Raw genomic sequence first — 15,907 nt, 5'->3', positions numbered from 1 at the left:
CCCGATTGAGCAAAGACATAAAGGTCAAACTGTATTCCAATTCATCGCAGTTTAATAACGAAATGCGCGCTATTGCTGTTCAGATGAAAAACACCAAATCTGAGTTCGAGAAGAACCGTACAGCAGTAGGCGTGTGGGGGAATCAGTTAAGGACTGCCCAGGTAACAGCCCGGACTCTTGGTCAACAGCTTGAGCAGCATAAACAAAAAGTGAAAGCTCTTGAAAGAGCTTATGCAGATGCAGCGATCAAAAAAGGGAAGGATGCAAAAGAGACACAGGCCCTTGCCCGCCGCCTGAATAATGCGACCGCGCAGATGAATAAAACACAACACGCCTTGAATGAAACGACTCAGAAGATCAAAGAGATGGAAAGTGCATCAAAAAGAGCTGCAGCACGTATCAGGCAAATGGGGCAGCGCATGAATTCTGTTGGCGGAACGATGCGATCTGTTGGTTCGTCAGTTGCTATGACATCGGGTATTGCCTTTGGCGGCTTAGCCATGGCCATGAAAGATGCCGTCCAAGTAGGTATTGATTTCGAAAAGCAAATGAGTAAGGTTAAGGCCATTTCTGGCGGATCGGCGGCAGAGGTCTCAAAATTGAGAGAGCAAGCAAAAGAACTCGGTGCAACCACTGTCTTCACAGCAAGTCAAGCAGCGGATGCACAGGGTTTTTTGGCGATGGCCGGGTTTAAAGTAAATGACATTTACGATGCAATGCCGGGTATGCTCAGCCTTGCGGCGGCCGGTCAATTGGAATTAGGTGCAGCCGCAGATATTACATCAAACATCATGTCTGCATTTGCACTGAAAGCAAAAGAGTCAGGGCACGCCTCGGATGTCATAGCGTACGCCGCAGCTAACGCAAATACAAACGTCGAACAGATGGGCGAAGCTATGAAATTTTTGGCACCGAATGCCAATTCTCTTGGTTGGGGTATGGAGGAATCAGCAGCCGCCATTATGGCATTTGGTGATGCCGGATTACAGGGATCAATCGCTGGTCAAGCTTTTGGTACTTCCTTGATTCGTCTTGCTACACCGGCAAGAAAAGCACAAAAAGAGATAGATAGACTAGGTTTTGAGTTTTTCGACGCTGCCGGTAATATGAAAAGCCTTCCTAAAGTAGTAGCTGAAATGGAAAAAGGCATGAAAGGCATGACGAAAGAGCAGCAGGCGGCCACATTAAAAACTATTGTCGGGGCTGAGGCCTATAAACATTGGGCAATCCTTCTTCAAAAAGGCTCTAAAGCACTTGGCGACAATACAAAAGAGCTTGAGAAATCAGACGGCGCAGCCAAGAAAATGGCTGATACCATGCTTGATAATGCGCACGGCAGCATTGTTGCTTTTCAATCGGCATTAGAAGGCGCCAAAATCAATCTAACAGAAGGGCTTTTACCGGCGCTTGGTGATTTGGCTGACAAAGGAACTGGGATCATTTCAACATTTAATAAAATGGATTCGAGTACAGTTCAAACGATTGGGAAGACAGCACTATTAGCTACAGGTATTTTAGGTGTGACAACAGCAGTTGCTGTGCTAACGGCTGGTGTTGGAGCGCTTTTGGCATTTACCGGACCGGTCGGCCTTGCAATTGTCGGAGGGACAGCGCTGCTTGGCGGCATCACAGTTGCTACTTACGCTTACTCGGAGCAATTGAAGAACCAGAAGAAGAAGCAAGAAGAAGCCCGAGAATCCGCCTTGCTTTATGGTGAGGGCGTTTCTAAGGCGACTCAAAAAGCTGCTTCCGCCTATGTGGATTTAAGAGAAAAGGCAGAACTGCAGCTATTTGAGTTAACCCAGGTATCTGGTTCAGAAGCTGAGAAAATGTCATCAAAATTAGTTGAAACCTATGCCAGCATGCGCGACCAGCTGATACAAGAACTTGAGGGGCTTAAAAAGGATGCTTTGGTCGTCTTAAAAGGGCTTTTCGCTGATACCGATGAAAACACAAAAAAAGCCGGCGAAAAGATGACTGACAAGATGGTCGGTGCAATTGATGAAGATATGCAAGAGGCTAGGAAAAAACTGAAACAGTTAAATGCTCTTCAAAAAGAGACAGGCCTCGTCTCATCTAACATGAATGCTTCACAAAAGAAGCAATTCAATGACATTGTTTCCTATTTTGAATTGTCAACTAGTAAATTTGCGGCCAATCAAAAAGAAGCATTAGCAATGCAAAAAGCAGTAACAGATCAGCAAGGACAACTTTCATTCAAACAAGCTCAGCAGTACAACAACGACATGAAAAAAGTCTATGATGATGGTAAACAAGCCGCCAAAAAAGACTTGGAATATAGAAATAGTGTTATTGAGAAGTTGTTTGCGCAGGGATATATAGAGGCTGACCAAAGAAGATCCTTACTGAGCAAAAGTACAGCTGACTATAATACCGCATTAGCAAAAAACACGGATGCTTATGAAAAGAATTCAAGAGCGTTATTCTCTAAAATGTCAAGAGATGGAGAACTTCTTGATTTAGAAACCGGTAAAGCACTTGAAAAACAAAAAGAGTTTGTTACCAATTCACTGGGGATGGTTCAACAATTTGATGAAAATGATTCAGCTTATCAAGAACGATGGGCTGCGAGGCAGATAGACTATCTTCAAAAGTTGGGTCAAACAAAAGAAAAAGCAATTGAGACAACTCGACAGGCTTTAGAAGAGTTTTACCAGGGCATGGGAATGACAAAAGAACAAGCCCGTGAAGAAGCCAGCCAAATGGTTGCTAATGTTGAAGGTGAATTAGATAAGCCGACAAGTGCTGAGCAGTCAGGAAAGAAAGTTGTCGCTGACTTTGCCGCGGGTTTGAAGCAGTCCACGCCGTCAGTAGTAGGTGAGGGGACAGTTTTACAGCAAGCCCTTAACAATTCGCTGTCCGCTGATAATGCCACGCCCGCCCAAGCCGGCCAGAACAAAGGGAATGCTTTTAAAACCGGTTTTAATTCTACAAAGAGCACCAATGTTCAAAGTGGTTCAGTCTTACGCCAAGCTGTGTTGAGCGAACTCAATAAGGGTGGCGGACAGGCCAATTCAGCTGGTCAGAATAAGGGGAATAAACATAAATCGGGTTTAACCTCAACTAAAGGCGCTAATACTTCGGCGGCTGGCTCGCTTAGTTCATCTGTGACAAAAAGTTTAGCTAAAACCACAGACGGAGGAGGGGGTAAAAAGGCTGGTACTGATTTAGTCAAAGGAGTCAACAGTCAAAAAGGAAATGCAAGTAGTGCCGGTAAGAATGTCTCTAATAGCGCAAAGACTGGCTTGAAAAGCGCTAAAACACATAGCGTAGGTCAAGACTTTGCAACGGGGTTTATTAACGGCATGGGTTCTAAGAATGGGTCGATTGTTAGTGCTGCATGGAACCTTGGTAAAGCTGCATTAAGCACGTTAAAGAAATCCATTGACTCTCATTCACCATCAAAACTGACAGAATCAGAAGGTCATAACTTCTCAGATGGTTTTGCAATCGGTATACAGAATAAAGCAAAAGCAGCCAAACAGAGTGCCGTATCCATGGCTCGGACCACAATGGGTTCTTTTAAACAAGAATTGAGTCAAATGGCATTTGATATAAAAGGCGCGGCCGATCAATTAATTTCAATGAAATCCGAGCTTGTTGTACGAAATGAAGTGGACACGCCTTCCTTAAATCAAAAACTTGATGCATTAATCACTCTGCTTTCTCAAAACTTCACAGGTGGAGAGGTGAACCCTACACCAACAAATACAGGGCCGATTAGAATATATCCTGCACCGGTGAACATAGATGGGCAGCAGATAGCCAATATCATTTTTGAAAAAGGTGACGGCACAATATTAGATCAAAAGAGCGGGGATCGGTACAACCAGAATGCCTATAAAGGCGGTGTAAGATCATAATGTTGGATTTATATATAGATTTTAATAACGGCATGGGGGAGCAGAGCCTAACAGGCATACTCCCCCGTTTTAAGGTGCGCAGCTTCACGGCCGACGCTCCTAATATTGATCGTGAAACAACAACACTTCAGAGGATAAACGGCTTAGTATTGCCGCAGCATCCACGGGACGTTGTATATAAGGAGAGAGGCATTAAAGTAGAATTTTTACTTGATTCTATCATTGCAGAGACGTTTTATCAGAACCGGCATGAGTTTTACGATTTGCTGGTGCAGCCGTTTCCTTATTATATCTCGACGGACCTTCTTCCCAATCGACGGTTTCTTGTTACCTGTGATGGGAATTTCACCATCGCTAAGGACAAGCAGAAGAATTATGCCACGTTTACAGTAGATTTCACGGACATTCTGGGACTGGCAGAATCAAAGTTTACTTCTTCTACCATTCAGAATTTTAGCGGGGAGCATTGGAGTCCCGGCATGGGAATCCTGCGGAGAGATGATCTTGAATACCATTTCAAGAATAAAAAGCGATTCAGTGTATACAATCCCGGCGGTGCCGCGGTCAACACTCTGCAGCATGATTATAATGTCTTTCTGTGGGCGAAAGGAAAGAATGTCACAATCTTGAACCGGACGAACGGCGAAAAGTTAAAAATTGAGCAGGAGCTTAAACGCTCTCAAAAAGTCGCATTCATAAAACAGTACACCGTAATCGGGGAAAAACGTCTGAAAACGTCCGGCCGTCTTCCTACACTGGATGTAGGATGGAACGATTTTGAGATTTTGAATTCAGATGACTTTGAAATTCTATTTGATACTCGTTTTTATTATAAGTAAAGGAGGGATAACATGGCTGCAGCTGACTTTATAAAGAGTCTGGTGCCGGGCGCGCAGAAGGTACGAAAAAAATATAACGTCCTTGCCAGCCTTGTCATTGCTCAAGGCTGTCTGGAAAGTGGGTTTGGCACCAGCGGCCTCTCCAAACAAGCTTACAATTTGTTTGGGATAAAGGGAACATATAACGGGAAATACGTGTTGATGTGGACCAGTGAGCAGGACAAATACGGGAATGTTGTTAGGGTAAAGGCAAAATTCAGAAAGTACCCATCTTACGCTGAGAGTTTGGCCGATCTGGGAAGCTTATATAATCGCCTTGATCGGTATAAAGCAGTTGTGGGTGAAACGGATTATAAAAAAGCATGCCGCGCCGTTCAAAAAGCTGGCTACGCTACAGACATTAACTATGCTCATAAATTAATTACCATGATTGAACAGTATAAGCTGATGCAATACGATGACACATCAGAACTTCCGAATGAGCCTGATGATCCAGAAACGCCCGACATCCCAGATGAGGAGCCGAGCTTCCCGAGCAAAGAATATGCTGGTAAAGACATCCCACTTAATAAAAGATTGCCGTCAGATGTGGATTTTCCTCAACTTCACGTTTCCACGAAAGACGGCAATGATGTTGTAGAAGTAACAAACGTGATTGTTGATCTGACAGATGATACCACAGGGAAAAAGAGTTTCACTTTTACAATCACTAAAACACAGAGCAACGGGACTGAATTCGATTTGCTGGTCAATGATAATATTCTTTACATTGACGAAAGGAAATTCAAACAACAAAAATACTATATTACAGATGTAGACTTGAAACAGTCTAAAAACGTCCTGACTAAAACAATTACCGCCAATCATATTTTTACTGTTCTTCTTGCTGAGAATAGAGTGGATGACACTGTGACGAAGAAACTGACTGTAAAAGAGGCCTTTGACATGGCGTTAAAAGGCACTGACTTTTCGTATGTGTTGGAAGAACCTGAAAGTAAATTCGGAACTGCGGAAGAAGAGAACTTCGGGGATAAAAACTCTACTGAACTCACAGATCAGATCGTAAAGGATTATGAATTAGAACTTGATGTTGATAACTATAAAATTCATGTCTATAAGAAAATGGGTAAAGAGATTCCTTTCACACTTGACTCTCGTTATAATATGCCGGGCATCAATATCAAAACCAACTCACAAAACTGTTCTACCCGCGCATGGGGGTACGGCGCGATGTCTAAAGACAGTAAGAGTACAGACAAAAAGCCAAAATATGAATTTGAGCCGATCTTATACATCCATCCAGAGGAAAAGAAATTCCTGCGGGAAGGTAAGCCGAAGTGGGCCGATCCGATCAGAGATGAAACCATTAAAAAGCCGGGCAGTATGGTATCTTCGTTAAAAAAACATGTGAATCCATATCCGGAAACAGTCGTCAGTGTAGATTACCAATATGTATACGAACCGAAATTACTCAAAATTGAAAAGCCATTCTGGAAAGGCGATACACTCCACATCTTGGCCGACACAGCAGACGGCACGACTTATGAGGATGATGTACGGCTCTTAACAATTCAATACAATCCGTTGAACCCATACAGCAGTCCTGAGCTTACCTTCGCCAATTTCAGAAAAGACATACAAGATATTGCGGTGAATCAGGCGAAGAAGCTGAGAGAACAAAAACGATATATTGATCAGATACTTACAACGCTTAGATGAGCGTTTTTTATTTTGCCTAAAAGGAGTGAACACAGGTGCTGAGGTTGAAAAAAAATTATGATACCAGAAAAAATTCTCGTTATGAGGCTGAGCTGTCTGGTGATATGGAAGCTATTGAGAGTGGAGTAAACAGCGTTGAAAGTGAAATTACCCGCCACAAGAAAGCTGACACAGCGCATACGACTGAACAAATTGATCACGGCGGATTTTCTTTGCGTACTTATATTGACGGCCTCTATAATCGGGTGCGTAATCTCATTCTTAATGCTGACGGGACAAATGTAAAAGAAGTTGTGGATGCCCGTGTAGACGCTGAGGGAGATATAGCTCCACTGCTAAAAGAGCGGCTGGACAGAGAATACAACAAGCTCAACCGAAAGATTAATAGAATTGTCAACGTAGACGATTACGGGGCCGATCCTACAGGCGAAACAGATAGTTCAGATGCTTTTAAAAAGGCAGCTGGAAACGGTAAGGTGCGGCTTAATTTATCGGCCGGCATATACGTTGTCAAGGGTGTCAAACTTCCGTCATGGACATACCTTATTGGACAGGGGAAAGGTGTTACCATACTGAAGCTCCACGAGGATACGCCGGCAAGCGAATGGGTTGTTACGAATGCTGATCATGCGAAAGGCAACCGAAATATAGTTGTGGAAGGTATGTCACTTGACTGGAATCCGGATCGTCAGGGCGGCGTAGGAGCGACTGGCGGGGTGAATTCAAGCTGCCTTCTTTTTGCGCAAGTGAAATTTGGTATTGTACGTGACGTTGAAGGCATTAATCCGGGGTTGCATTGTTTTGATATTTCAGCGCCTTCATACAACATAACAGCAAAAGATTACACGGCAACCGGAAGCAAATATATTTGGATTGATCAGTGTGTCGGCTCGGGGTATGGTGACGACGGCATTACGACCCATTACAGCGAGTATATTTTCATCACAAATAATGTGATGACGAAACCGCGCGGCACTGCACACCGTAAAGGAGGAGCCAATTCAAACGGAATTGAAGTGGATGACGGCTCCAAGCATGTCTGGGTTATAGATAATTATACAGAGGGGAATGTGCGGGGCGTAGAGGTTAAAGCCCATAAGGAATGGCCGGCACCGAGTGATGTTCACATTCGCGGTCATGAATCATTTCGTGACGTTCGCTCATTTGATTTACGGCATATTGATCACCATCTTGTAAAAGACCCTTGGAGCGAGACGGCTCGTGATGTGACGTTAGTAGACTGCACATCCCGGGAACCCGTCTATAATTCGCTTTATGAAGGATTAGCCCCGAAAGCTCTTGTCGTTTCGGCATACCAGCGTGTTCAGATAATTGGTTTTAAAGCGATTGGTGATCCGACGTATGATTACAAAGATGGCTCAATCATTGCCTTCCAGTACAAGAGCAGGAAGATAACTGTTAATAACTTGCATATTTCGGGATTTAAAAAGGCTGAATATGACATCCATATTACCGGCGGCGATCAAATGACTGATGATGTATTTATCTCTGATTTCGTTATTCATGATTCGGCAAGAAATGGCATCGGGGTAGGGGGCGGCGTTTACAATGTCAACTTGTTAAATGGCATCTTGCACGTGGCAAGCGGCACGGCCGGCATCACAGCCACGAACACCCAAACCAATATTTTTCTTATCAGAGCTTACGGCTATAAAGACGCGGCTGTCATTGCCGGGCAAAAGCATTCAGTGGTTCCGAATAACGTCAAAGGAGGCTTTCGGGCAGCTTCCGGGTCCGGCCATGCACTTACAAAATACAGTGCAATCATTGCGTGTACGGGACCGACATATGCGAAAGGTGAGCGTAATTTTCATGCGGGGAATGCAGGCGGTTCGTCTTCGGAAGGCTCGCGCAACGGCGTGCTGTTTTCGTACGATTCTCACACAACAGGGGACGGGGCGTCCTCGGGTGTCATGTTTTCGAAGGGCACAAAGAATAGTAAATCTTACACTCTTGCATTAGGCCACGGAAATGGCAAAGCATCGGAGGCGAATAAAAAAATAGAATTAAACGCAAAGGCTGGAACAGTGCGGTCCACTGGCGCCATCGAAAGCGTATCTAATTTAAAAGACTTGGCCGAGTATTTTGAATCGGCTGACGGGGCAAAGATCGAGGCGTCTTATCTTGTTGCGTTAGAAGGGGACAAAATTCGAAAAGCACAAGAAGGCGACAAGATACTTGGTGTCGTTTCCAAGACTGCCGGCGTTGTGCTTGGAGGTGCTGCCTTCTATTGGAATGACCGTTTTCTCCGTGATGAATTCGGCGGGATTATCTACCGGGAAGTATTTGACGGTGACGACATCATTACGATTCCAGCAGAAAATCCGAACTACGACCCAGAAGCAGAGTACAAGCCGCGAGAGGAACGGGACGAGTGGCATGTGATTGGATTAATTGGTCAGGTCTTCGTAAGAGTGGATGAGACTGTAAACGTCGGTGACAGCGTTTCAGCAGTTGACGGTATCGCGACTAAGGCAGAAAGCGGCGGTTACGGAACCGTTATGAGGGTTGAAAAACCGTACGATGCGAAAAAAGGGTATGGCGTGGCCCAAATGATGGTTACGCCGCAGCACTAAGGAGGGAATAAAGCGATGTATAAAACGGGCGGCGTGCCAATCGACATTAACACAAACCCAGTCAATAGCCGAACCACAAATATACAATTCATGACACAAGACACGGGCAGCGCGAAGCTGTTTTTTTCATTTACAAAGGATGGCGTACCGTTGCCTCTGTCAGCCGTAGACGCAAAAATCGTTTTACTATATGCTGACGGATCGTTTTATAAAAAGAGTCTTACGCTTATAGACAAAGTCAATGGGACGGCTGAATATATTCTGTCTAATAAGGAATTGAAGCATTATGGAGAAGTAAAAGCCGAAATCAAATTATATTACACAAATGGGCAAGCACTGGCAACTTCCCTTTTTACCTTCTCTATCGCTAAGACATTAGAGGATCAGAATATTATTCCGACAGCTGATTATTACATTGATGATTTTGAGTCATTAAGAAACGGTATAAACAAAACCGTCGAAGAAATCAGCCAAACCGTTGAGGAATTACGGGAGAAATTTGCCGATCTAGAAGCCATTGAAACGAAAAAAGGCGCGCAGGAGAAGGCGGATGATGCAGAGCAAAACGCCAAGGCTTATACGGATGAACATGCGAATGATAAAGAGAAGCATATTACAACTAACGAGAGAAAGGCGTGGAATGCCAAGGAAACGCCAACCGGCGCCCAAGAGAAAGTAAACATCCATGCGAAGGATGAAGAAAAGCACATTACTGCAGCTGAACGGAAGGCATGGAACGGCAAGGAAACAGTGGAGGGAGCACAAGCCAAAGTCAATACTCACGCCAATAACACGGACATTCACGTTACAGCCGAAGACCATGCTCATTGGGATGATACGGTCCGACAGTTCAAAGCCCATAATTATAACCAAGATCGTCATATATCTGCGGCTGAGCGGAAGGTATGGAACGGAAGTGTTAGTTACGCAAATATCACTCTGAAAAATGGGGCTGTCGCCGGGACGCGTACACCAATTTATGCAAAGTGGGGACCGTTTTTAATCTTGCGCGGCCATGTGAAAACAGAACCGGAAATCATATTCGGCTCCATCCCCGCGGCATACGTACCGGTAGGCGGCGCCGTCGTTTCTATCGCACTCAGCGGAACAGGCGGAACAGCTAATCTGATTGTCTATGAAAATGGGGATTTGAAAATCAAGTATCCGAACCCAGCTGATTCCAGCAAACTGTCCGGGGGTTATTATATTGATGTTCCTATCGGTTTTCAAGAAGGAGGGACAACATGATTCAGGTTTATGAATACGATGAAAATTTCATTTTAACCAATCCCGTTCCGATTGAGCCGGACGAAGACGGCGAGTATGTGATACCGGAGAATTGTACAACCGTTCAGCCTCCTTCCTTCGTTAAGCCTATGTTTCATCCAGCAGAGAAGATATGGACGGAGGCAGCCACACAGGAAGAGAAAAAAGCCCTAGAAAAGCAGATTGAAAGCGGGCGGGTACCTTCTCCCGTTGATGAATTGAAAGCTCAAAATGCGGCCATCACAGCACAGCTTGCGGAGGCGCAAAGCTTGGCCGAGTCACAAGCTCAAATGATAGCCAATCTTTATCTAATACTGGCGGAGGGAGGAAAAGGGGTATGATGGATTGGTTTACAAGCGTAAAAACCATCTACGGATGGGGGCCACAGTATTACAGCAATGCAGACGTGGCCCGTTTTGTTGAGTGGGGAAGAATCACAGAGGAAGAATACAAACAAATAACCGGCTTGACCTATCCCATGACGGAACAGCCCGTCAGTGTGGACTTAGGCGGCGTCGCAAACTAACCAACACCCTAAGAGGTGTTTTTATTTTGCCTCGAAGGAGGTGATTAAGAGATGGAGGAAACGAATGTGTTTATTAACTTTGAAACGTTAGACTTGGCAAGAGTTTATTTATTTGGAGGTGTGAAATATCTTGATTTATTCTTAATTCTGACCATCATCGACGTAATAACAGGTGTGATCAAGGCTTGGAAATTTAAGAAGCTGCGGAGCCGGAGCGCTTGGTTTGGATACGTCCGGAAAATGCTCAACTTTCTGGTGATTATTGTTGCTAATGTTGTTGATACAGTTATGAACTTGAACGGTGTTTTGACTTTCAGTACCGTTCTTTTTTATATCGCAAATGAGGGGCTTTCCATCACGGAGAACCTAGCTCAGATTGGCGTTAAGATTCCGGTTTTTATCACGGACCGTTTGCACGTAATTGAAAACGAAAGCGAGAAAACAAACGAAAAAGACGAACAGGCTGCTGGGTAATTCGGCAGCCTTTTTTATATTAAAAACAGAATAGGAGAGATTTTTCATGACAATTGCAGTGAGAAAAAATTTAGTTTCAGAAGACAAATACAAACTGAAATGTCCAAATGCAATGAGCGCTGAATACATCACAATTCACAATACGGCCAATGATGCGCCAGCTAAAAACGAAATCAGTTTTATGAAGAATAATACAAGTTCGACAAGCTTTCATTTTGCCGTTGATGACAAAGAGGTAAGGCAGGGCATCCCTACAAATCGTAACGCATGGCACACAGGAGACGGCAAATACGGCACCGGGAACCGTAAGTCTATTGGTGTGGAAATCTGCTACAGTAAGTCAGGAGGCGCCAAATACAAGGCGGCTGAGGCTTTAGCAATTAAGTTTGTGGCGCAGTTACTTAAAGAACGAGGCTGGGGTGTTGATCGGGTACGTAAGCACCAGGACTGGAATGGCAAGTATTGCCCGCACCGTATTTTATCAGAGGGAAGATGGGGCGAGGTTAAAGCTGCCGTTGAAAAAGAATTGAAAGCGCTGGGCGGAAAGACTTCTAGTTCCTCAGGGAGTTCGTCAGGATCAACTTACACCGTGAAGAAAGGCGACACGCTTTCAGGTATCGCAAAAGCAGAGGGCGTGAGCGTTGCAAATCTTCAAAGCTTGAATAGCATCAAGGACCCGAATAAAATCAAAGTCGGACAGGTATTAAAACTGAAAGGTTCTTCCGGATCTTCTGGTTCATCATCGAGCAGCAAAAAGTCATCATCTACGCTGCCCTCAGGTATCTATAAAGTGAAAAGCCCATTGATGAAAGGAGCGGCTGTCAAACAGATTCAGAAAGCGCTGGCAGCTCTTTATTTCTACCCAGATAAAGGTGCAAAGAATAATGGCATTGATGGCTATTATGGAGCGAAGACGGCAAATGCAGTCAAGCGGTTCCAGTTAATGCATGGGCTGCCGGCTGATGGAATTTATGGACCGAAAACGAAAGCGAAGCTTGAAGTGCTTTTGAAATAATCAATAAGGCCCTTCCGATGAGAAGGGCCAGTTTTATTTTGGCTTAATCATTAATGTAAAGGCATTTAAAGAAGTATCAGTAGAAATATTTATGTAACATTGGGCATTACTAAGATCCTTTTCTTTTTCTGAGGACTTCAAAAAACCTTCTAGCTCTTCACTAGAGGAATCACAGGTTAACAAAAATGCAACGATGCTACCTATACCTTTAGGGGAAGTTTTCCCATTATCACTGGCAGTAAAAACCCTAACACCTTTAAAAGACCCATCTTCTTCATTTATAGCCCTGACAGTATAGTGAGCTGTATTAGAATTATCTTTTTCAAAAATCAATTCCCTTGTATAATCCCCGTTACCCTCTATTATAGGCTCATCTATATCAGCTAATTCGATTTTTTGAGGTTCTGAACCTGTCCAGTTAAGTTCATCAATTTTTTGATTATACTTAGAAACAAGATCACTAAGCTTCGCATCTTTATTTTTAGAGAAATTTTCAGTGGAAACGTCTTTATTTTCTGTTTTTTCTTTTGAGACTTGTTCCGTACAGCCAGCTAAAGTAAAAACAATTATAACTAGCAAAGATATTTTTTTCATATGATCCCCCTCTTATTAACAGCCATTTACATCTTAAAACAAAAGAGGAGGGATTCCTAGCCTTTAAAGGTACCTTTTGCTGTTGGAATTTACGAGCATAACAAAAGCGAAACTGGAAGCATTATTGAAGTAAGGAATAAAGCCCCTTCTTATTTTGAGAGGGGCTTAATTAATATATTAATAAAATCTAATAATGTAAAATAGGGTTTCAATTTAATTGGAAAATATGATAACATTTAACATGTAATAAAATTGGTAGAAAGGAATGATTAAAGGAATGAGAAAGTTGAAAAGCAGTGCGATTATCATTTTGTCGTCGGTCGCTCTTTTGGTCACTGTCCTGTTAAGCACTCCTGCCAACACCGTAGAAGCAAAATCAATCATGAAGAATTTAACATCGGAAGAGAAGATCAGCGAAGCATTGAAACAAGTTACTGAGGCTGATTACGAAAAAGCAGAGAAATTTGTTCAAAGTGCGTTAAAACTCAACGATGATTTTACATACACCATAGATGTTGAAAAAGCTAAACAAATTGGCTATTCAAGCGAAGAAGTATTTAATATGTCCATGTTTTATGAAAGCATTCCGAGCAAACAAGTAAAATGGTTAGAGGAAAACAAAGGTGAAAAAGTTGAAATCAAAGGGGATGCCTCAGCGGCATTTGTACCAGCCATCCCCTGGGTAGTTTATATTGCTTTGCAAGAGTTACTTGCCCTTTTGACAGCAATCGGGCTTGCTGGATTAGCTCAACAGTTTTTGAAAGAAATCTATAATGCTGGAATGAATAAAGCTTGCAGAAAATTCGCGAAGAAAAACAAATATATTAAGAGTTTCTGTAAGGCAAACGGTTATCCAACTAAATAAGAAAAAGCCTCCTGTAAGGGAGGCTTTTATATTACCTCAACACAAGCCATAATGTCGTAATGACAGCAACCATAAAGTAATCTCCGTCAGTAAGCTTAGTACCATTTTTAATTAAGACGTTCGCTACCCAATTCGCTTTTGTTCCCTCTGACGCATTGAGGGCTACCTTCTTACCAACATTGTAATAAACCACTTTAAAGAAATAATACGCTAACGAACAGAACAAAAAGAGCAATATGAACTTTCCTATGAACAATAACACGCTTCAATCACTCCTTCCTTACAATACCCATTATTTTACCAAATAAGGAGTTTATTTAAAAGAGGATATAGCCTATTCAGGACCTTTAAATAATCCATATTTACCTTTATTTTTAATACATCTATTGACGTTCGTAAATAGATGTTGTATAATTAAAGTATAGAAAGGAGGTGCTAAAGTGGACGACGTAAGAAACATAGTTCTTATCATCGCGGCAGTTGTGACCATTGTCAAAAATATATACGATATATGGCAAAAGGAAAGCGAAAAGCGAGAGAAGAACAAAAAAAAGCGCTCCCGCCGGGTAAGCAAGAAGCGCTGAGACATAGTGAGAGACAAGGGGATTGCTCCCCTTGCTCTTACAACATTATATCACGTCCACGAGCATATGAAAAAATATTTTAAGCAGTACAGTACATTAGATATGACCACTTTGTTAATCATAATAGCGGGTATTGTTGCTATTGATTTCGAAAACGCCGGGACTCTCGGTAAGATCACAGGCATCATTTTATACTTGGCTGTGATCGTCACGTTATTAAAAGGATTCATTATGATATGGAGAGAGAAGCGCCATGAAAGAAAGCGAAAAAATTAAGTTTATCCAGGAAGAAGTTTTGACGGCAGCGGAAGCAGGTGAGTTGCTCGGAATTACTCGGCAGCGTTTAAGCACTCTGGTGACCTCCGGAAAGCTCAAGCCAGTTAAAAAGGTTGGGACAGTTGCATTGTTCTTGCTAGGACATGTACAAACCCTCAAAAAAGAATTAGAAGCCGGTCGGAAAAAGTACAGACCGTATGATGATTAAAGCCCTCCTCAATATAGAAGGGCTTTTTTTAGGTGATCCACCTTTGCTTTTCTTTATTCCAAGTAAGCTCACCATTTCTTATCAGATTTTTTGTGGCTTCCCGTATCTCTTTTTCAGTTTTGCCTGTCTTCCTTTTCAGTTCGCCCATAGTAGGGTTTTTTCCGTACAAGCTCATATTCACTATGATCTGATATACTTTCCGTTCAAAATCGGTCATTGTGGTTTCTTCCTTTGCTTTGCGATTGAACATGTTATTTCTTGAAAAATAACACGAAAATAACTAAAGTTCCGTTAGAGGCTGAAAGAATGCGGTTTGTAATTCTCTTCGTCTTAGTTTTAGCAACAAAAAACAACCTCAAGCGAAAGGGTTCGAAAACATACGAAAACAGCTGTAATTATGGGCGGTATGATGTAATAAACATCATAAAGCCTTAATATATAGCGGGTTTTAAGTTAATTAAAGAGAAATGCTCATAATTTTGCTCATAGTAAGCTCATTTTTCTTAATGAGAAGCCCACTTATCAGAGAAGGTCTTTCATCAGTTGACTAAACTGGTGAGAGACCTTTTCTTCCATATTAGACGTCATATGAGCATAAATATTCATTGTTGTATTAATGTCTGTATGACCTAAACGTTGTTGAATCTCCTTTACTGAGGTATAGGGCAGATAGTGAAACAAGAGAAAGTAAGTACCAAATAGAGCTCCCATCTAGATGAAGGTGGGAGCTATTTGAAGCTTACATAATACTTAAACTCGTATGTGCAAAGCGGTGTTCAAGCATGGTCATGCGAAAAATATTTACATAATGAAGGAATGGAACTGATTGAAGGCGTCGAAAAGATTTTCTAGAGTGGTTCGGTGAGCTTGCTGGAGATCAAATAATCGTAAAGCTGCCTCAATCGGAAGCATTTGTTCAGGCTGGTATCGAGGGCAAGTCTGTCGTTGAATTTGCTCCAAAGGGAAAAGTCGCGGAAGCAACGCTTGAGATGGTGAATATAGTGCGCGAAGCGCTGGACTTATCGAACGAATAAATGTATAATTAATTAAATGCATAATT

16 protein-coding genes and 1 pseudogene are annotated in these 15,907 nt (G+C 42.7%); 13 read left to right on the top strand and 4 right to left on the bottom strand.

Annotation, left to right across the window (positions count from 1 at the left end; translation table 11 throughout):
• Positions 1-5 precede the first annotated feature (5 nt).
• From GXP75_RS18580 to GXP75_RS18540, 9 genes are read left to right on the top strand one after another with little or no spacing between them, the layout of a single operon-like run.
• Positions 6-3,884: a phage tail tape measure protein gene (locus GXP75_RS18580; RefSeq protein ID WP_242557530.1), complete on the top strand. Its 3,879-nt coding sequence runs from the start codon at positions 6-8 to the stop codon at positions 3,882-3,884.
• Positions 3,884-4,723, top strand: coding sequence for a phage tail domain-containing protein (locus GXP75_RS18575; RefSeq protein WP_396022493.1), 840 nt, complete (start codon positions 3,884-3,886; stop codon positions 4,721-4,723). Before GXP75_RS18580 ends, GXP75_RS18575 begins: the two co-directional genes overlap by 1 nt.
• Positions 4,724-4,735: 12 nt before the next feature.
• The gene (locus tag GXP75_RS18570; RefSeq protein ID WP_242557529.1) at positions 4,736-6,442 is read left to right on the top strand and encodes a phage tail spike protein; all 1,707 of its coding nucleotides are present in this window, start codon (positions 4,736-4,738) and stop codon (positions 6,440-6,442) included.
• A 35-nt stretch (positions 6,443-6,477) separates the two neighbouring features.
• On the top strand, positions 6,478-9,039 hold the full coding sequence (locus GXP75_RS18565; protein WP_242557528.1) for a peptidase G2 autoproteolytic cleavage domain-containing protein: 2,562 nt from the start codon (positions 6,478-6,480) through the stop codon (positions 9,037-9,039).
• Positions 9,040-9,054: 15 nt separating this feature from the next.
• On the top strand, positions 9,055-10,287 hold the full coding sequence (locus GXP75_RS18560; protein ID WP_061669923.1) for a phage baseplate upper protein: 1,233 nt from the start codon (positions 9,055-9,057) through the stop codon (positions 10,285-10,287).
• Positions 10,284-10,646 (top strand): hypothetical protein, encoded by a 363-nt coding sequence (locus GXP75_RS18555; protein ID WP_061669924.1) that lies wholly within the window; start codon positions 10,284-10,286, stop codon positions 10,644-10,646. Before GXP75_RS18560 ends, GXP75_RS18555 begins: the two co-directional genes overlap by 4 nt.
• On the top strand, positions 10,643-10,831 hold the full coding sequence (locus GXP75_RS18550; protein ID WP_242557527.1) for an XkdX family protein: 189 nt from the start codon (positions 10,643-10,645) through the stop codon (positions 10,829-10,831). Before GXP75_RS18555 ends, GXP75_RS18550 begins: the two co-directional genes overlap by 4 nt.
• A gap of 51 nt (positions 10,832-10,882) precedes the next feature.
• Positions 10,883-11,305: a phage holin family protein gene (locus tag GXP75_RS18545; protein WP_242557526.1), complete on the top strand. Its 423-nt coding sequence runs from the start codon at positions 10,883-10,885 to the stop codon at positions 11,303-11,305.
• 46 nt (positions 11,306-11,351) lie between these two features.
• Entirely contained in the window at positions 11,352-12,320 is a 969-nt protein-coding gene (locus GXP75_RS18540) for an N-acetylmuramoyl-L-alanine amidase (RefSeq protein WP_242557525.1), read from the top strand.
• A 33-nt stretch (positions 12,321-12,353) separates the two neighbouring features.
• On the opposite strand, the gene GXP75_RS18535 is transcribed toward GXP75_RS18540, so the two are convergent.
• Entirely contained in the window at positions 12,354-12,914 is a 561-nt protein-coding gene (locus GXP75_RS18535; protein WP_242557524.1) for a hypothetical protein, read from the bottom strand.
• A gap of 265 nt (positions 12,915-13,179) precedes the next feature.
• On the opposite strand from GXP75_RS18535, the gene GXP75_RS18530 reads away from it, so the two are divergent.
• Positions 13,180-13,779 carry a hypothetical protein gene (locus GXP75_RS18530; protein ID WP_242557523.1) on the top strand — a complete coding sequence of 200 codons (600 nt, stop codon included), beginning with the start codon at positions 13,180-13,182 and terminating at the stop codon, positions 13,777-13,779.
• Positions 13,780-13,810: 31 nt separating this feature from the next.
• Here the strand turns inward: GXP75_RS18530 and GXP75_RS18525 are convergent, their stop codons facing one another.
• Entirely contained in the window at positions 13,811-14,041 is a 231-nt protein-coding gene (locus GXP75_RS18525; RefSeq protein WP_242557522.1) for a hypothetical protein, read from the bottom strand.
• Between the two features lie 178 nt (positions 14,042-14,219).
• Here GXP75_RS18525 and GXP75_RS18520 point away from each other — a divergent pair, with 178 nt between their 5' ends.
• The 3 genes from GXP75_RS18520 to GXP75_RS18510 all read left to right on the top strand — a co-directional run bounded on the left by GXP75_RS18520 (position 14,220) and on the right by GXP75_RS18510 (position 14,847).
• Positions 14,220-14,363 (top strand): hypothetical protein, encoded by a 144-nt coding sequence (locus GXP75_RS18520; RefSeq protein WP_169800258.1) that lies wholly within the window; start codon positions 14,220-14,222, stop codon positions 14,361-14,363.
• A 102-nt stretch (positions 14,364-14,465) separates the two neighbouring features.
• Complete coding sequence (locus tag GXP75_RS18515) at positions 14,466-14,639, top strand: hypothetical protein (protein WP_242557521.1); 174 nt, start codon at positions 14,466-14,468, stop codon at positions 14,637-14,639.
• The gene (locus tag GXP75_RS18510; RefSeq protein WP_242557520.1) at positions 14,617-14,847 is read left to right on the top strand and encodes a helix-turn-helix domain-containing protein; all 231 of its coding nucleotides are present in this window, start codon (positions 14,617-14,619) and stop codon (positions 14,845-14,847) included. The genes GXP75_RS18515 and GXP75_RS18510 overlap by 23 nt, the downstream gene beginning before the upstream one ends.
• A 28-nt stretch (positions 14,848-14,875) precedes the next feature.
• On the opposite strand, the gene GXP75_RS18505 is transcribed toward GXP75_RS18510, so the two are convergent.
• Positions 14,876-15,064, bottom strand: coding sequence for a hypothetical protein (locus tag GXP75_RS18505; protein WP_242557519.1), 189 nt, complete (start codon positions 15,062-15,064; stop codon positions 14,876-14,878).
• 305 nt (positions 15,065-15,369) lie between these two features.
• Positions 15,370-15,501: pseudogene (locus GXP75_RS18500) on the bottom strand (site-specific integrase); the annotation flags it as partial.
• Positions 15,502-15,907 lie beyond the last annotated feature (406 nt).

Origin of the sequence: Bacillus sp. HU-1818, assembly GCF_022695965.1 — a bacterium.
GTDB lineage: Bacteria > Bacillota > Bacilli > Bacillales > Bacillaceae > Bacillus > Bacillus atrophaeus.
The sequence above is the reverse complement of the archived record's forward strand: the minus strand, read 5'-3'. Positions and strand labels throughout refer to the sequence as shown.